The following is a 16960-nucleotide window of genomic DNA, read 5'->3' on the forward strand; positions in this document are numbered from 1 at the left end:
ATGTGCTCTGCACCGAAGCAAGGACTGACGTTGCCCGCCAGCGTCGACCTGGAAAAGGAAACGGTGATCACCGGCCGCGTCGTGGACGGCGATGGCCAGGCAGTGGGTGGCGCGTTCGTCCGATTGCTGGACTCGTCGGACGAGTTCACCGCCGAGGTGGTGGCCTCGGCCACCGGTGACTTCCGGTTCTTCGCCGCTCCCGGATCCTGGACGCTGCGCGCGCTGTCGGCGGCCGGCAACGGGAACGCCGTCGTGACGCCGTCGGGCGCCGGCATCCACGAGGTCGACGTCAAGATCGCCTGATCGGCCAGCTGCCCGCGACTGTGCCGCGACGGGACGAATAGACTTGTCCCCGTGGTGCTGTTCTTCGAGATCATGCTGGTTGTGGCGGTCGTGGTGATTTCATGGTTCGCCCTCTACACCCTCTACCGGCTCATCACTGACGAGTCGTGACCCGCGCCGGCGACGATCCAGAGCGCAGCGATGGGGAGGAGCGGCGCACATGACCCCCGCCGGCGACGATCCAGAGCGCAGCGATGGGGAGGAGCGGCGCACATGACCCCCGCCGGCGACGATCCAGAGCGCAGCGATGGGGAGGAGCGACCATGACCTCCGACGAACCGTTGAGTGCGGCTAGTTCCGGCGACCGGGCGGTGGCCGCCGCCGCTGAGCGCGCCAAGGTGACCGCCGGCCGCAACATCCCGTCCTTCGATGACCTGCCCCTGCCCGCCGACACCGCCAACCTGCGCGAGGGCGCGAATCTCAATGACGCGCTGCTGGCGTTGCTGCCGCTGGTCGGCGTGTGGCGCGGCGAAGGCGAGGGCCGCGGCCACGACGGCGACTACCGGTTCGGCCAGCAGATCGTGGTCTCTCACGACGGCGGCGACTATCTCAACTGGGAATCGCGATCCTGGCGGCTGAGCGCGACGGGCGATTACCAGGAGCGCGACCTGCGTGAGACCGGTTTCTGGCGCTTCGTCAACGATCCCGACGACCCCAGCGAATCCCAGGCGATCGAGCTCCTGTTGGCCCATTCGGCGGGCTATGTCGAACTGTTCTACGGGCGCCCGCGCACCCAGTCGTCGTGGGAGCTGGTGACCGATGCGCTGGCCCGCAGCAGATCCGGCGTGCTGGTCGGCGGCGCCAAACGGCTCTACGGCATCGTCGAGGGCGGCGATCTGGCCTATGTCGAGGAGCGGGTCGACGCCGACGGCGGCCTGGTGCCGCATCTTTCGGCGCGGTTGTCCCGGTTCGCCGGCTAGCGGCTCGGTAGCGGCCGCCGGCATGGAGCGGCCCCCGAGCCGTATTCCAGGTCGGACAAAACCGGAAGCTCGGGGGCCGGGTGACTGCGGGGAATTCGCCAGCGCATCTGTATCGCCAGCTCTTCCGAGCCGATGCAGCTAGCGCGCAGCCACCTCACATGTCCATGAAGCTATCAATTTCTCGGACCACCTCCTTCCTTGTGTACGGCCGACCGTACCCGCGAATCCCAGAGGCGACAACAGGATTCAGCGCTCAGCGATCGCTGACGATGGCGGCGTCGACCAATTCGGCGAAGTCCGCCGCCATCGGCGACCGCGGCAGCGGCAATCCGTTGAGGGTATGCACCCGGGCGGCCAACGTCATGCTCGAGATCAGCCAAACACCTTGCGCAGCAACCAGATCCGCGACGCGCAGCGCCCGGTAGTCGCAGTCGTACCCCTTTGCCCGGGCCACCTCGAACAGGGCCTGCTGGGTGGTGCCGCGCAGAATCGGATACCACGGCGGGGGCGTCAGCAGGCACGGCGTGCCCTCGGGTGCATCGGAGTCGGTGGCGACCACCACGGTCGAGCGTGGGCCCTCCAGGATGTAACCGTCCGTGCTGACGAAGATGACGTCACCGGCATCCTGGCGGCCGGCGTGGCGCAGGGCGGCCATGTTCACCGCGTAGGACAGCGTCTTGGCGCCGGCCAGCAGCCACGGCATCGCGTCGACGCCCGTGGCGGGCAGTCCGCGATCGAGGGTGATGGCCGCCAGTCCGTTGCGTCGGACCGCGGTGACGCGTTCGGGAACGCCGTTGACCATGACGTAGGCCGTCGGCGTCGAACCGCCCTCCCGGCCACGGCTGTAGATCAGCCGCATCGCGCCTTCGTCCGCGGTGCCCGCGCACCACCGCCGCGTGGCCGCCTCGATCGCACTACGCCAGCGCGGCAGATCCGGGGCGGGCAGATCGGTCAGCACGGCCGACTGGGTCAGCCGCTGCAGATGCGATTCGATCAGACAGGCCCGGCCGTCGCGCACCAACAGCGTCTCGAAGACGCCGTCGCCGCGCACCGCCGCCAGGTCGTCGGCGTGCAACAGCGGCGCGTCCGGCGAATGGATTTCGCCGTCCAGCGTGACGATCACACCGTTCGGGCCAGCCATGGTGGAAAAGCCTATCGGCTCAACGCTCCCGGGCCGAATGTGAAGCCGGCCGCACAGTCGTCAACGAACGTGCGGCGAGCTGCACACTCGTTGGGCGCACACTCGACGGCCGTAGAGTTGACGTGTGAGCCACCCCGTCCCCGCACCCGATTCCGGACCCGACGCCGGCGCCGTCTGGCATTACGGTGACCCGCTGGGCGAGCAACGCGCGGCCGAAACCGACGCGATCGTGGTCGACCGCTCCCACCGCGGTGTGCTCACCTTGACCGGTAACGATCGCCAGACGTGGTTGCACAGCATTTCGACGCAGCACGTCAGCAACCTGCCCGAGGGCGCCAGCACGCAGAATCTGAGCCTGGACGGTCAGGGCCGCGTCGAGGACCACTGGATCCAGACCGAGCTCGGGGGCACCACCTACCTCGACACCGAACCGTGGCGCGCCGAGCCGCTTTTGGAATACCTGCGCAAGATGGTGTTCTGGTCCGAGGTCACCCCGAGCGACGCCGATCTGGCCGTGCTCTCGTTGCTGGGCCCGCGGTTGGCCGACCAAACGATCCTCGACGCGCTCGGAGTGGATGCGCTGCCCGCCGAGCTGTCCGCGGTTCCCCTCGACGGCGGGTTCGTGCGACGGATGCCCGGCACGCCTGCCGGGTCGGTCGAACTGGACCTGGTGGTTCCGCGCGGCGACGCCGGTGACTGGCGAAACCGGTTGTCGCAGGCCGGGGTGCGGCCCGGCGGCGTGTGGGCCTACGAAGCCCACCGGGTCGCGGCAGTGCGGCCACGGCTCGGCGTCGACACCGATGAACGCACGATCCCGCACGAGGTTGGTTGGATCGGCGGCCCCGGCGAGGGCGCCGTTCATCTGGACAAAGGCTGTTACCGCGGGCAAGAGACCGTCGCGCGGGTGCACAACCTGGGCAGGCCACCCCGGATGCTGGTGTTGCTGCACCTGGACGGCTCGGTGGAACGGCCGTCAACGGGCGACCCGGTGCTGGCCGGTGGACGTGCCGTCGGCCGCCTCGGCACCGTGGTCGATCACGTCGACCTCGGACCGATCGCGCTGGCGCTGCTCAAGCGCGGATTGCCCGCCGAGACGGAATTGGCGACCGGTCCGGAGGCCGCGGTCGCCGCCGTGATCGACGTCGATTCCCTGCCTCCCACCGAACAGATCGGCGCCGGGCGACTGGCCGTTGAACGGTTGCGGGGCGGTGCGGGATAATGAACGGTAACGTCCGCCACAGCGAGCAGGGGGCACCGACGCCCACTGGCGGGGCACGGTAAACTGTTGGCAGGACAATACGACACCAGGAGATCGGAGCCGCCTACTCGTTAGGCCGCTCCGTTATTGCGCGAGGGGGTTCCCCCATGGGCCGCGGCCGGGCTAAGGCAAAGCAGACCAAGGTTGCTCGAGAACTCAAATACAGTTCTCCGCAGACCGACTTCCAGCGGCTTCAGCAAGAGCTGTCCGGGACTGGCTCCGACGAGCCCACGGAACTGGACACCGACGGCGCCGACGGATCCTGGGACGACCAGGACAGCTGGCGGCGCTAGAACCAACGCCTCGGCGCCGATGCCTCGAGCACCGGCGCCGCATCAGTTCAGCTGAAGTCCGGGGCCCTCAGAATCTCGGGTGCTGACCGACGAGCTTGGCCCGCGGGCCCGCCTTTCCACCTTTGCCGACCGTGCCCAACACCCAGCAATCCAGGTGCCGTGCGGTCAGGATGGCCAACGCGCGGTCGGTGTCTTCCGGGGCCACGACGGCGATCATGCCGACGCCCATGTTGAACGTCTTCTCCATCTCTTCGCGTGTCACCCGGCCGCGCTGAGCGATCATGGCGAACACCGGCGCGGGTGTCCAGGTGCCGCGGTCCATTTCGGCGACCAGCCCGTGCGGGATGACGCGCGCCAGGTTTCCGGCCAGTCCACCGCCGGTGACGTGGCAGAAGGTGCGGACGTGGGTTTCGGCGCACAGCGCGAGACAGTCCTTGGCGTAGATGCGCGTGGGCTCGAGCAGCTCTTCCCCCAGGGTGCGGCCGAACTCTTCGACGTAGCCTTCCAGGTTCATCCGGTCGATCTCGAGGAGCACCGTGCGGGCCAGCGAATACCCGTTGGAGTGCAGGCCCGACGATCCCATCGCGATGATGACGTCGCCGGGTTTGACCCGATCGGGCCCCAGCACGTCGTCGGCCTCCACGACACCGATGCCCGTGGCCGAGATGTCGTAGTGGTCCGGTTCCATCAGGCCGGGGTGTTCGGCCGTCTCGCCGCCGAGCAACGCGCAGCCGGCCCGCACGCACCCTTCGGCGATGCCACTGACGATGGCGCTCAACCGTTCCGGCACGGTGCGGCCGACGGCGATGTAGTCCTGCAGGAACAGCGGCTCCGCGCCGCACACCACGAGGTCGTCGACCACCATCGCCACCAGGTCCAGCCCGACGGTGTCGTGCTTGTCCATCGCCTGGGCGACCGCCAGCTTGGTTCCGACGCCATCGGTGGAGGCCGCGAGCAACGGCTCGCGGTAGTCGCCGCGTAACGCGAACAGGCCGGCGAATCCGCCCAAGCCGCCCCGCACCTCGGGTCGCGTGGCCTTCGTCGCCAGCGGCTTGAACAGTTCGACGGCGCGATCGCCGGCTTCGATATCCACCCCGGCCGACGCGTAGGTGATGCCCTGACTGCCTGCGTGGCGCGCGGGGCTCTTTCCGGGATCCGTCATCGCGATAAAGGCTACCGGGCGGCGCTGACCGCCGGTATCAAACGTCGGCGAAGGAGCGCAACCGAGTCAGTGCACCACCGGCACTTCGCCGGCCGCGAGATCGTCGAGCCCGGCACCGCGCGCGGCGTTGGCGAGCATGTGCTCGATGACGTTCTTGCCCAGCGCGGTCTCCTCGGGCAGCTCGATCGGATACTGGCCGTCGAAGCAGGCGGTGCACAACCGCGAGGCCGGCTGTTCGGAGGCCGCGACCAGGCCGCGCAGCGAGATATAGCCCAGCGAGTCGGCACCGATGGCGTGTCGCACCGCCTCGAGCATCTCCTTTTTGTCTTCGACCGCGTTCGCGATCAATTCGGCCGGCGACGGGAAGTCGATGCCGTAGAAGCAGGGCCACTTGACCGGGGGAGACGCGATGCGCACGTGCACCTCGACGGCGCCGGCCTCGCGCAGCATCCGCAACAGCGCGCGCTGGGTGTTGCCGCGCACGATGGAGTCGTCGACGACGATGAGCCGCTTGCCGCGGATCACCTCGCGAAGCGGGTTGAGCTTCAGCCGGATACCGAGCTGGCGGATGGTCTGGGACGGCTGGATGAAGGTGCGCCCGACGTAGGCGTTCTTCATCAGGCCCTGGCCGTAGGGGATGCCCGACTCCTGCGCATAGCCGACGGCCGCCGGGGTGCCCGACTCGGGCACGCCGATCACCAGGTCGGCCTCCACGGGGCGTTCACGGGCCAACCGGCGGCCGATTTCCACCCGGGTCGCGTGCACGGACCGGCCGGCGATCGTGCTGTCGGGCCGGGCCAGGTACACGTACTCGAAGACGCAGCCCTTGGGGGTGGGGTTGGCGAAACGCGTGGAGCGGACGCCGTCGGCGTCGATGGCCAGCAATTCACCCGGCTCGATGTCGCGCACGAACGAGGCGCCGACGATGTCGAGCGCGGCCGTTTCGGAGGCCACCACCCAGCCGCGGTCCAGCCGTCCGAGCGAAAGGGGCCGCACCCCATGCGGATCGCGGCACGCGTACAGGGTGTTCTCGTCCATGAAGGTCAAACAGAACGCGCCGCGCACGGTCGGCAGCAGGTCCAGCGCCGCCTGCTCCAACGTGGAGTCGGCGGCGCCGTGGGCCAGCAGCGCGCCCAGGATGTCGGAGTCCGTCGTCGCCGGGGCCGGGGCGCGTTTGGCGATCAGGCCCTCGTCGCGGGCGCGGGCGGCGAGTTCGGCGGTGTTGACCAGATTCCCGTTGTGCCCCAACGCCACCCCGGTGCCGGCCGCGGTGTTGCGGAACACCGGCTGGGCGTTCTCCCAGGTGGTGTCGCCGGTGGTGGAGTACCGGCAGTGCCCGATGGCGACGTGGCCCGGCATGGCGCCCAGCGTCTGCTCGTCGAACACCTGGCTGACCAAACCCAAGTCCTTGAAGACCAGCACCTGCGACCCGTCGGCGACGGCGATACCGGCGGCTTCCTGCCCGCGATGCTGCAGCGCGTACAAGCCGTAATAGGTGAGTTTGGCGACGTCCTCGCCCGGGGCCCAGACCCCGAATACGCCGCATTCCTCACGGGGTGCGTTGAAGTCCTCGTCGGGCTCTTGGGCGGTCACGATTCGGCGGCTCCCCGGGGAACGGTTGGTGACGCTAGGGAGTCTACGGGCACCGGGGCCGAGCCGCCGAATCCACCAGGCGTGTTGAGCGATGAAATACCCGCACCAGACCCTAAAGGTGCAGTTCAGGGTTGCATTCAGCCCACATCGAACAACGGCAGGCAGTGGTCAATCTCACCGGCTCGGGAGCCGGAAAGACGCAGCGTACCGGTGCCCTTCGCCTCGGCGAACGACAACTTGCCGGTGGCCAGCAGCAGCCAGGTCCGCGGATCGGTCTCCACCACATTCGGCGGAGTGCCGCGGGTGTGCGTGGGGCCGGCGACGCATTGCACCGCCGCGAACGGCGGGATCCGCAGCTCCACGCTTCGTCCCGGCGCCACCGCGGCCAGGGTGCGGGCGGTGAGCCGCACGGCCGCCGCCAATTCGTCACGGCTCGGTGCCGGAGTGGATTCGTCAGCCAACCATTGCGCCACGGCCAACACGGCCTGCCGGGTCTTGGCCGGATCGGCCTTGTCGCGCGGCGCCATACCCTAGGGTCTCAAAATCATGGAGCCCCGTCGCTTGCGGGAGCGGCCACCGTACAAGACAGTCGGCCTGGTGACGATCGTGGTCATGGCGCTGATCGTGTTGCTGCTGTATGGGCAGTTCCGGGGCGACCTCACGCCCAATACGCAATTGACGATGGTGGCCCCGCGGGCGGGGCTGGTGATGGACCCCGGGTCCAAGGTCACCTACAACGGGGTCCAGATCGGCCGCGTGTCGAGCCTTTCGGAGGTCACCCATCGCGGCAAGCCGGCCGCGAAAGTGGTGCTGGACATCACCCCGAAGTACGTCAAGCGGATTCCGGCCAACGTCGCCGCCGACATCAAAGCGACCACGGTGTTCGGCAACAAGTACGTTGCGCTCAGCGCGCCGAATCACCCTGCGGCGCATTCGATCACGCCATCCATCGTGATCGACGCGACTTCGGTGACAACCGAGTTCAACACCTTGTTCGAAACGGTGACCTCGATCGCCGAGAAGGTCGACCCGGTCAAAGTGAACCTGACGCTCAGCGCGGCCGCGCAGGCGTTGACCGGATTGGGTGAAAACCTCGGCAGGTCGCTGATCGACGGCAACGCCATCCTCGACGACGTGAACCCCCGGATGCCGGCGCTGCGCACCGACATTGCGCAGCTGGCGGCCCTCGGCGACACTTATGCGCACGCCTCCCCCGACCTATGGGACGCGCTGGACCACGCGGTGACCGCCGCGCGCACGCTCAACCGCCAGCAACGCGATCTGGATCAGGCGCTGCTGGCGGCCGCGGGATTGGGCAACGCCGGCGCGGATGTTCTCGGTCACGCGGGGCCGTACTTCGCGCGCGGTGCCGCGGATTTGGTCGGAAGCAGCCAGCTGCTCGACGAGTACAGCCCCGAAATCTATTGCACCATCCACAATTTCGACGAAGTCGCGCCCAGGGTCCACAACGCGCTGGGCGACAACGGGTACTCGCTGGGCGCCCATGCCTCGGGCGCCATCGCCGGTGCACCCAATCCGTACATCTGGCCGGAGAACCTGCCCCGAACCAACGCCCGCGGCGGACCGGGTGGGATACCGGGGTGCTGGCAGAAGATCACGCGAGAACTGTGGCCCGCCCCGTTCCTGGTCATGGACACCGGCGCGAGCATGGCTCCCTACAACCACTTCGAGGTCGGTTCACCCCTCGCGGTCGACTTCGTGTGGGGCCGCCAACTGGGCGACTACACCATCAACCCCTGACGGCGCCCCGAGACCTCGCGGCCAACACCGCGATGGCGCCGGCCTCGTTGATGGCAAGGTGGGCCAGCATCGGTGCGGCGAGGCTGCCGGTGCGATCGGCCAGCCAACCGAACAGCCAGCCGCCGATGCCGGTGACCAGCACGGTGGCCGTCACGGGCTCACCGGTCGCGCGGGCATCGGCGATGTGCGAGAGGCCAAAAGCGGTGGCTTGCAGCACCCTTCCGCCGCGTCTGCCGAACGCCGCGGAGCCGGCGGTGGCCAGCGCCGCGCGGAAGGCGGACTCCTCGGACCAGACCGTGCCCACGGGTATCCGCACCAGCAGCCAGTCTGGCACGGAGGCGGGCGGTTCCCGGACGGCCATCGATTGGCGCACCGGTGGCAGGCGGGTTGTCGCGGCCACCGTGCTCGCCGCCGAGAACGCGACCGCAGACCCCAGCCGCAGCCCGGCCCACAAGCGTGGCGGCCCCAGGCCCAGCGGGGCCCGCGTCACCAGCACCAGCGCGCCGCCCAGGCCGGCCTGCAGCGCCACCCGCCACCGGGCCGGCAGCCGCGGGCCGACGAAGCTCCAACCGACCAGGGCGGCGGCCAAAGACAGGGCGTAAGCTTGGCGAGAACGCCTGGCAGGCATCAGGATTCGATGCCGGCGCTCATCCGAAGAGCCGCGGCAGCACCGACTCGGAGGTCTCGCGCAGTTCGGCGAGGGAAACCGTGAACAGTCCCTGGACCTCCACCTCGTCGGAGGCCTGGTCGACGACGCCGATGCGCACCGCCGGCAGGCCACGCGCCTCGCACATCGAACGGAACCGGCTCTCCTCGGTGCGCGGCACCGCCACCAGCACGCGGCCCGCCGACTCGGAGAACAACTGCACGAACGGATCGGCATCCTCGGGAAGCACGATGCGACAACCGGTTTCACCGGCCAGGGCGGCCTCGACGACGGCTTGGGCGAGGCCGCCTTCGGACAGGTCGTGCGCCGCGGACACCAGGCCGTCGCGCGACGCCGAGCGCAATACCTCGGCCAGCAGCCTTTCGCGGTCCAGGTCGACCTTGGGCGGTAACCCACCCAGGTGATCGGCGGTCACCTGCGCCCACACCGATCCGTCGAACTCGTCGCGCGTATCGCCCAGCAGCATCAGCGTTTCGCCCGGCTCGGTGCCCAGGCCGGTGGGGATGCGGCGACCGACGTCGTCGATGACGCCGAGGACCCCGACCACCGGGGTGGGCAGGATCGCCGTCGACCCGGTCTGGTTGTAGAAGCTGACGTTGCCACCGGTGACCGGAATCCCCAGGGCCGCACAGCCTTCGGCCAGGCCCCGCACCGCCTGGGAGAACTGCCACATCACGCCGGGGTCTTCGGGCGACCCGAAGTTGAGACAGTTGGTCACCGCGACCGGGGTGGCGCCGGTGACGGAGACGTTGCGGTAGGCCTCGGCCAGGGCGAGTTGGGCGCCGGCGTAGGGATCCAGCTTGGTGTAGCGGCCGGACGCGTCGGTCGACAGCGCGATACCGCGGCCGGTGACCTCGTCGACGCGGAGCATGCCACCATCGGCGTGCTCGGCCAGCACGGTGTTGCCCCGCACGTACCGGTCGTACTGCTCGGTGATGAACGCGCGGCTGCACAGATGCGGGCTGCCCAGCAGGGCAAGCAAAGTCGCGCGCAGCGCGTCGCCGGTGGCGGGCCGCGGCAGCCGCGTCGAGGCGTCGGCGTTCAGGGCGTCCTGGGTGTCGGGGCGAGCGACCGGACGCTGGTAGACGGGGCCCTCGTGGGCGACCGTGCGCGGCGGCACGTCGACCACGGTCTGACCGTGCCAGGTGATCCGCAGCCGGTCGCCGTCGGTCACCTCGCCGATCACGGTGGCCAGCACGTCCCACTTGCGGCATACCGCCAGGAAGGCGTCGACATTCTCCGGGGTGACCACCGCACACATCCGCTCCTGGGACTCGCTGCACAGGATCTCCGCGGGCGTCATGCCGGTGGTGCGCAGCGGCACGTTCTCGAGCTGGATCGCCATGCCACCGTCGCCAGCCGACGCCAATTCCGAAGTGGCACAGGATAATCCGGCACCACCCAGGTCCTGTATGCCGACCACCAGGTGCCCTGCGTACAGCTCGAGGCAGCACTCGATGAGCACCTTCTCCATGAACGGGTCGCCCACCTGGACCGACGGCAGTTTCTTGCGCGAGTTCTCGGCGTCGAAGGTGTCCGACGCCAGCACCGACACGCCGCCGATGCCGTCGAGCCCCGTGCGCGCCCCGAACAGGATGATCTTGTTGCCGGCGCCCGAGGCGAACGCCAGATGCAGGTCCTCCTGCCGCAACACACCGACGCACATGGCGTTCACCAACGGGTTGCCGGCGTAGCACGCGTCGAAGACGGTCTCACCGCCGATGTTGGGCAGACCCAACGAGTTGCCGTAGCCGCCGATGCCGCGGACCACGCCGTCGACCACGCGGCGGGTGTCCGGCGCGTCGGCCGCGCCGAACCGAAGCTGGTCCATCACCGCGACCGGCCGCGCGCCCATCGCCATGATGTCGCGGACGATGCCGCCGACACCGGTGGCCGCGCCCTGGTACGGCTCGACGTAGGAGGGATGGTTGTGCGATTCCACCTTGAAGGTGACCGCCCAGCCGTCGCCGATGTCGACGACGCCCGCGTTCTCGCCGATCCCGGCCAGCATGCCGGCGCGCATCTCGTCGGTGGTGGTCTCGCCGAAGTAGCGCAGGTGCACCTTGGACGACTTGTACGAGCAGTGCTCGCTCCACATCACCGAGTACATCGCCAGTTCGGTGTCGGTGGGGCGGCGCCCCAGGATCTCGCGAATGCGCTGGTATTCGTCGTCTTTGAGGCCCAGCTCGCCGAACGGCTGCGGCTCGTCGGGGGTGGAGGCGGCGTGCTCGACGGTGTCGATCGCGTGGGTGCGCGCACTCGTCCCGGAGACAGTCACGGGACACAGTCTAGGGCTGGACATCGGCAAGGCGCTCTCGCCGCCCTACCCGGCGCGACGAACGTTTGCACCTGCAGTCGGCGGGTAGCCGCACAGTGTCCGAAGAGCAATCAACCGGAGTACGAAATGACAGTCGAAACCGGACACATCACCGGCACCAAAGACAAGAACTACAACCTGATTTGGTACACCGAGAAGTGCCTCGACAACGCGTTGCGGTTAGAGACCTACATCCAGGACGCCGAGCGCGCCGGGGACAAGGACGTGGCCGAGTTGTTCCGCAAGGCGCAATCAGACAGCCGCAAGGGCGCCGAGATGGCGGAACAGCTGCTGGCCAAGCGCCTCTAGCCGGCGATCTCGGCCAGCGCCGCGGCCGTATCCAGGTCGGCGTAGGCGAACGAATACCGTTGGGCCAGCGCGAGCGCGATGTCGGGGCGCTGCCAGAGCTCCCCGGCGCTGGCGGTGCATAGCCAGAGGGTCAGCCCGTGCGCCACCGAGGCCCGGTACCGCAGCCAGACCTCATCGGGGCTCGGCATCTCCGCTTTCGGCAGGCCGAGCGCGCCGCGGTACTCCTCGAGGAGATCGCGCTCGCTGCGGCGGCGATCCTCGACGGTCAGGGCGCCCTGCAGGAAGTAGCCCAGGTCGAGTGACCAGTTGCCGCGCCGGGCCACCTGCCAGTCGAGGAACCCCACCTCGTCGCTGGGCAGCAGATAGGTGTTGCCGATGTGCGGATCGCCGTGCAGCAGGGTCTGCGGCGACGCGGTCAGCGTTCTGATGTAGGGCTTCCAGATCGATTCGATCAGCGCGTCGATGGTCAGCGAGGTCACCTGCTCGGGGGCGTCCGGGCCGAGGCGTTCCAGCGCGGCCGGCAGCGGCGCCATTTCCATGCCGTCCCAGGGCAGGAACGGCTCGAGCCAATCGAGCGCCGGCTCGGTCAGAACCCGTTGGCCCCAGTACCGTCCGTGCATGCGGGCCAGGCCGCGCACGCCGGTGGCGACCTGCTCGACGGTCATCGGCCTGGTGGCGTCGCGGGGATCGGCGCCGCGCGCGGTGAGGTCTTCCATGACCATCACGAAGTCGTAGGCGTCCTCGTCGATCAACGCGGTGTAGACGCGGGGGTGCTCGAGGGGCAGATCGACCCCGCAGGTGAACAGCCGCGGCTCGTGAAACATGCCGCTGGTCATGCGGATCAGTTCCTTGTGGTCGGGGTCGGCGGCCTTGACGAACACCGACGCCGGTCCGCTGCCGTTGCGGTAGGTCACCCCCAGGCGGGCGCGCCGGTTGGTGCCGTCGTCGCGAACCTCCACGGTGACCGTGTCCACCTCGACGCCGGGATGCGCGGCGGCCAGCGCCGCAGACATCCACTGCGGCGAGATGTCATCCCAGGTCGTGGGCACCGACAACGCGGGGGCATTCATGGGTGGACTCCTTCGTCACGGATCACCGGCATAGAAACGACACGTATCGTTTCCTACACTTGTCCCGGTGAAGGTAACCCGAGCGCACGCCCGCCCGCCAGTCCCGAATCGGTTCGCCCCCGCAACCGGGCGCACCTAGGCTCGGCCCACATGTCAGACGAGCGGGCCGGCCGGCCCCGTGACACCCGGCTGCATCACGCGATCCTCGATGCCACCCGCGAGCTCCTGACCACCGGCGGCTACGCCGAGTTGTCGATGGAAAGCGTCGCGGCGCGCGCCGGCGTGGGGAAGAAGACCCTCTACCGGCGCTGGGCATCGAAAGCCCCGCTCGTCGCCGAGGCCGTCCTGGAGGCGTACGGCGGAACCGGATCATTTCCCGTCGCCGAGACCGGGGACCTGCGCGCCGACCTACAGGCGTGGCTGCGCGAGCACGCCGACTTCCTGGCGCAGCCGTCGAACGCCGCGTTGGTGCGGGCGCTCATCGCCGCGGCGGCCGCCCGCCCGGCCGATGGCGACGATCTCTACCAGCAGCTCAGCGCGCCCCAGCTGGACGGGTTGACGACGCGACTTCGCCGGGCCGTCCGGGACGAGGAACTGAGCGCCGCCGCCGACCTCGACGCGATCGCCGAGGCGCTGATCGGCACCATGCTGTTTCGCGCGTTAACCCACGGGGGCGCAACCGATTTCGCTGCGGAGGGACCGCGAACTTTCGATGGGCTGCTCGACGCGATCCTACACGGCGCGGCCACGACCAAGCCCGATTAGGCCGTCAGGCCGGCGACAAGAACGCGTGCATCGCCGCCGAATAGGCGGCCACGTCGGGCGCGCCCATCAGCTCGCGGGCGGAGTGCATCGCCAACTGCGCGGCGCCGACGTCGACGGTCGGGATGCCGGTGCGCGCAGAGGTCAACGGCCCGATCGTCGATCCGCACGGCAGGTCGGCCCGGTGCTCGTAGCGCTGCAACGGCACCCCGGCCTGCCGACAGGCCAGCGCGAAGGCCGCGGCGGTGCGGCCGTCGGTGGCGTAGCGCAGGTTCGGGTGCACCTTGAGCACCGGCCCCGCGTTGACGGCGATCGGGTGGCCGGGCTCGTGCCGCTCCGGGTAATTGGGGTGGGTGGCATGCGCCATGTCCGCGGAGGCCAGCAGCGACGCGGGCAGCCGGCGCAGGTAGTCCTCCCGGGTGCCGCCCGCCGCCAGCACAATTCGTTCCAGGACGGTGCCCAACAAGTCCGATTGCGCGCCGTGGTCCGAGGACGAGCCGACCTCCTCGTGATCAAAGAGCACCAACACCGGCAGGTAGCCCGCGCCCTGCTCCCATGCCAGCAGCGCTTCCAGTCCCGCGTAGCAGCTGGCCTGGTTGTCCAGCCGGGGCGCGCTCAGCAGGTCCGCGGTTCCGTTGTCCGAGGCGCCGATCACCGTCGAGGGAGTCAGGTCGTGCGTCATCAGGTCTGCGGCCAGCACGTCGGTGGGCGCCACTTCGGCGCGCTCGGCGACGTAATCGACGAAGGACCGCGCCGTCTCGCCGACGCCCCACACCGCGTTGAGGTGTCGCTGCGGGTCCAGCGTCAGCGACTTGCGATCCTCGGCCAGGTGGATGGCCAGCTGCGGCACGCGAAGGATCGGCTCGTCGATCCGGATCAGGCGGTGCGCGATCCCGGTGCTTTGATCCTTCGCCCGCACCGACAGGCGCCCGCTGATTCCCAGATCGCGGTCCAGCCAGGAGTTGAGCCACGCGCCCCCGTACGGCTCGAGCGCCACCACCCGCCAGCCGGCGACCACCCGATCGGGGTGCTGCTTGACCCTGAGGTTGGGGCTGTCGGTGTGCGCTCCGACGATCCGGAACGGCCCGTCGGCTCCCGCCGAATTCCAGGCGACCAGCGAACCCGCCCGCACCGTGAAGTAGCGCCCGGGCACCGACGGCCAGCGTTGGGCCTCGCTCAGTTCGGTGTACCCGGCGGCGATCAGCCGGGCGGCCACCGTGGCGCAGACGTGAAACGGCGACGGCGACGCGTCGATGAACTCGCAGAGTCCTTGTGCGCTCGCCGAGGACTTCGTCTGGTTTCGAGGCCCGCCGGACATGTTGAACATCATGGCTGTCCGAGCCCGCGGCGTTCACGCTAGGGTCTATTGCGCGCTCCTTGCTCGCGCCGCTTCCGGCGCTCACCGTCGCCACGCTAGGTCGATTGCGCGCTCCTTGCTCGCGCCGCTTCCGGCGCTCACCGTCGCCACGCTAGGGTCGATTGCGCGCTCCTTGCTCGCGCCGCTTCCGGCGCTCACCGTCGCCACGCTAGGGTCACCAGAGTGCCCCCCGTCCAGCCGCAACCCGTCCTCGCGCCGCTGACGCCCGCGGCGATCTTCCTCGTGGTGACCATCGACGACGGTGGAGAGGCAACCGTCCACGACGCGCTGCAGGACGTATCCGGACTGGTGCGCGCGATCGGTTTCCGCGAGCCGCAGAAGCGGTTGTCGGCGATCGCCTCGATCGGCTCGGACGCCTGGGACCGCTTGTTTTCCGGGCCGCGTCCCGCCGAACTGCACCGGTTCATCGAACTGAACGGCCCGCGTCACAACGCTCCCGCCACGCCCGGGGACCTGTTGTTCCACATCCGGGCCGAGAGTCTGGACGTCTGTTTCGAACTGGCCGACCGGATCTTGAAATCGATGGCCGGCGCGGTCACCGTCGTCGACGAGGTGCACGGCTTCCGGTATTTCGACAACCGCGACTTGCTCGGGTTCGTCGACGGCACCGAGAACCCGGACGGCCCACTTGCCGTCAGCGCCACCGCGATCGGCGACGAGGACCCCGACTTCGCCGGCTCCTGCTATGTGCACGTCCAGAAATACGTGCACGACATGTCCGCGTGGAACGCGATCTCGGTCACCGAGCAGGAGCGAGTGATCGGCCGCACCAAGCTCGAGGACATCGAACTCGACGACGACGTCAAGCCGGATGACTCCCACATCGCCCTCAACGTCATCACCGACGACGACGGCACCGAACTGAAAATCGTCCGGCACAACATGCCATTCGGCGAGCTCGGCAAGGGCGAGTACGGCACGTACTTCATCGGCTATTCGCGCACACCGCGAGTCACCGAACAGATGCTGCGCAACATGTTCCTCGGCGACCCGCCCGGCAACACCGACCGCATCCTCGACTTCTCCACCGCCATCACCGGCGGGTTGTTCTTCTCCCCCACCGTCGACTTTCTCGATGATCCCCCGCCCCTGCCCGCAACGCCGGCGGCGGCGGAAACGTCTGTTGCACAGGACGGCTCACTTTCGATCGGCAGCCTGAAAGGAACCACTTCATGAACAACCTCTACCGCGACCTGGCACCGGTCACCGAAGCCGCCTGGAAAGAAATCGAATTGGAGGCGACCCGGACATTCAAGCGCCACATCGCCGGGCGCCGGGTCGTCGACGTCAGCGAGCCCGGCGGTCCCGTCGCCGCCGCCGTCAGCACCGGACGGCTGGCCAACGTGGCGTCACCCACCGAGGGCGTGGAGGCGCACCTGCGTGAGAGCAAACCGCTTGTGCGGCTTCGCGTTCCGTTCACCCTGTCGCGCTACGAGATCGACAACGTCGAGCGCGGCGCCAACGACTCCGACTGGGACCCGGTCAAGGCGGCGGCGAAGAAGCTCGCGTTCGTGGAAGACCGGGCGATCTTCGAGGGCTACGCCGCGGCGTCGATCGAAGGCATCCGTTCCGCCAGCTCCAACAAGACGCTGACGCTGCCGGCGGACCCCAGCGAGATTCCCGACGTCATCACCCAGGCGATCTCCGAGCTCCGCCTGGCCGGCGTCGACGGCCCGTACTCGGTACTGCTGTCCGCCGACGTCTACACGAAGGTCAGCGAGACGACCCAACATGGATATCCGATCCTCGAACACATCGACCGGCTGGTTCCCGGAGACATCATCTGGGCCCCGGCCATCGACGGCGCCTTCGTGCTGACCACCCGCGGCGGCGATTTCGACCTGCAGCTCGGGACCGACGTCACGATCGGCTACACCAGCCACGACGCGGACACCGTGCAGCTGTATCTGCAGGAGACGCTCACCTTCCTGTGCTACACGGCGGAGGCATCCGTCCCGCTGACCGCATAGCAACACACCCCTCGCTC

Annotated in this window: 17 protein-coding genes; 9 read left to right on the forward strand and 8 right to left on the reverse strand. The window is 68.9% G+C overall.

The features are described 5' to 3' along the window. Together QGN31_RS22125 and QGN31_RS22130 are read left to right on the forward strand one after the other, a co-directional pair. Positions 1-303 (forward strand): DUF1416 domain-containing protein, encoded by a 303-nt coding sequence (locus QGN31_RS22125; RefSeq protein WP_008263909.1) that lies wholly within the window; start codon positions 1-3, stop codon positions 301-303. Between the two features lie 302 nt (positions 304-605). After that, positions 606-1262, forward strand: a complete 657-nt coding sequence (locus tag QGN31_RS22130) for an FABP family protein (protein ID WP_008263908.1) — start codon at positions 606-608, stop codon at positions 1260-1262. Positions 1263-1515: 253 nt separating this feature from the next. On the opposite strand, the gene QGN31_RS22135 is transcribed toward QGN31_RS22130, so the two are convergent. Then, positions 1516-2385, reverse strand: coding sequence for an aminodeoxychorismate lyase (locus tag QGN31_RS22135; RefSeq protein ID WP_014381787.1), 870 nt, complete (start codon positions 2383-2385; stop codon positions 1516-1518). A 142-nt stretch (positions 2386-2527) separates the two neighbouring features. Here QGN31_RS22135 and ygfZ point away from each other — a divergent pair, with 142 nt between their 5' ends. Further along, positions 2528-3622 (forward strand): CAF17-like 4Fe-4S cluster assembly/insertion protein YgfZ, encoded by a 1095-nt coding sequence (gene ygfZ, locus QGN31_RS22140; RefSeq protein ID WP_014381786.1) that lies wholly within the window; start codon positions 2528-2530, stop codon positions 3620-3622. Positions 3623-3768: 146 nt separating this feature from the next. Beyond that, positions 3769-3954, forward strand: coding sequence for a DUF3073 domain-containing protein (locus tag QGN31_RS22145; RefSeq protein WP_008263905.1), 186 nt, complete (start codon positions 3769-3771; stop codon positions 3952-3954). 67 nt (positions 3955-4021) lie between these two features. Here the strand turns inward: QGN31_RS22145 and purM are convergent, their stop codons facing one another. From purM to QGN31_RS22160, 3 genes are all read right to left on the reverse strand, one after another. Next, on the reverse strand, positions 4022-5116 hold the full coding sequence (purM, locus tag QGN31_RS22150; RefSeq protein WP_009955025.1) for a phosphoribosylformylglycinamidine cyclo-ligase: 1095 nt from the start codon (positions 5114-5116) through the stop codon (positions 4022-4024). Between the two features lie 66 nt (positions 5117-5182). Next, positions 5183-6709, reverse strand: coding sequence for an amidophosphoribosyltransferase (gene purF, locus QGN31_RS22155; RefSeq protein WP_008263903.1), 1527 nt, complete (start codon positions 6707-6709; stop codon positions 5183-5185). A gap of 137 nt (positions 6710-6846) precedes the next feature. Then, the gene (locus QGN31_RS22160) at positions 6847-7236 is read right to left on the reverse strand and encodes a sterol carrier family protein (RefSeq protein WP_014941262.1); all 390 of its coding nucleotides are present in this window, start codon (positions 7234-7236) and stop codon (positions 6847-6849) included. 19 nt (positions 7237-7255) lie between these two features. On the opposite strand from QGN31_RS22160, the gene QGN31_RS22165 reads away from it, so the two are divergent. Next, positions 7256-8470, forward strand: coding sequence for an MCE family protein (locus QGN31_RS22165; protein ID WP_201409390.1), 1215 nt, complete (start codon positions 7256-7258; stop codon positions 8468-8470). Here QGN31_RS22165 and QGN31_RS22170 read toward each other — a convergent pair. After that, positions 8460-9098, reverse strand: a complete 639-nt coding sequence (locus QGN31_RS22170; RefSeq protein WP_193375534.1) for an Rv0804 family intramembrane glutamic endopeptidase — start codon at positions 9096-9098, stop codon at positions 8460-8462. The genes QGN31_RS22165 and QGN31_RS22170 overlap by 11 nt on opposite strands. Positions 9099-9117: 19 nt before the next feature. Further along, complete coding sequence (gene purL, locus QGN31_RS22175; RefSeq protein ID WP_014941259.1) at positions 9118-11415, reverse strand: phosphoribosylformylglycinamidine synthase subunit PurL; 2298 nt, start codon at positions 11413-11415, stop codon at positions 9118-9120. Between the two features lie 126 nt (positions 11416-11541). Between purL and QGN31_RS22180 the strand changes: the two genes are divergently transcribed. Then, positions 11542-11763 carry a hypothetical protein gene (locus tag QGN31_RS22180; RefSeq protein ID WP_008263898.1) on the forward strand — a complete coding sequence of 74 codons (222 nt, stop codon included), beginning with the start codon at positions 11542-11544 and terminating at the stop codon, positions 11761-11763. Here the strand turns inward: QGN31_RS22180 and QGN31_RS22185 are convergent. Further along, positions 11760-12833, reverse strand: coding sequence for a phosphotransferase (locus QGN31_RS22185; RefSeq protein WP_009951917.1), 1074 nt, complete (start codon positions 12831-12833; stop codon positions 11760-11762). The genes QGN31_RS22180 and QGN31_RS22185 overlap by 4 nt on opposite strands. A gap of 150 nt (positions 12834-12983) precedes the next feature. On the opposite strand from QGN31_RS22185, the gene QGN31_RS22190 reads away from it, so the two are divergent. Continuing rightward, on the forward strand, positions 12984-13598 hold the full coding sequence (locus tag QGN31_RS22190) for a TetR/AcrR family transcriptional regulator (RefSeq protein WP_014941258.1): 615 nt from the start codon (positions 12984-12986) through the stop codon (positions 13596-13598). Positions 13599-13602: 4 nt separating this feature from the next. On the opposite strand, the gene QGN31_RS22195 is transcribed toward QGN31_RS22190, so the two are convergent. Next, on the reverse strand, positions 13603-14922 hold the full coding sequence (locus QGN31_RS22195) for a M18 family aminopeptidase (RefSeq protein ID WP_043955602.1): 1320 nt from the start codon (positions 14920-14922) through the stop codon (positions 13603-13605). Between the two features lie 213 nt (positions 14923-15135). Between QGN31_RS22195 and QGN31_RS22200 the strand changes: the two genes are divergently transcribed. After that, on the forward strand, positions 15136-16149 hold the full coding sequence (locus QGN31_RS22200) for a Dyp-type peroxidase (RefSeq protein ID WP_014941256.1): 1014 nt from the start codon (positions 15136-15138) through the stop codon (positions 16147-16149). After that, positions 16146-16943, forward strand: coding sequence for a family 1 encapsulin nanocompartment shell protein (locus QGN31_RS22205; RefSeq protein WP_009951922.1), 798 nt, complete (start codon positions 16146-16148; stop codon positions 16941-16943). The genes QGN31_RS22200 and QGN31_RS22205 overlap by 4 nt, the downstream gene beginning before the upstream one ends. The last annotated feature ends 17 nt before the right edge of the window (positions 16944-16960 follow it).

Source organism: Mycobacterium sp. 2-64, assembly GCF_035918375.1.
GTDB classification, from domain to species: domain Bacteria; phylum Actinomycetota; class Actinomycetes; order Mycobacteriales; family Mycobacteriaceae; genus Mycobacterium; species Mycobacterium intracellulare.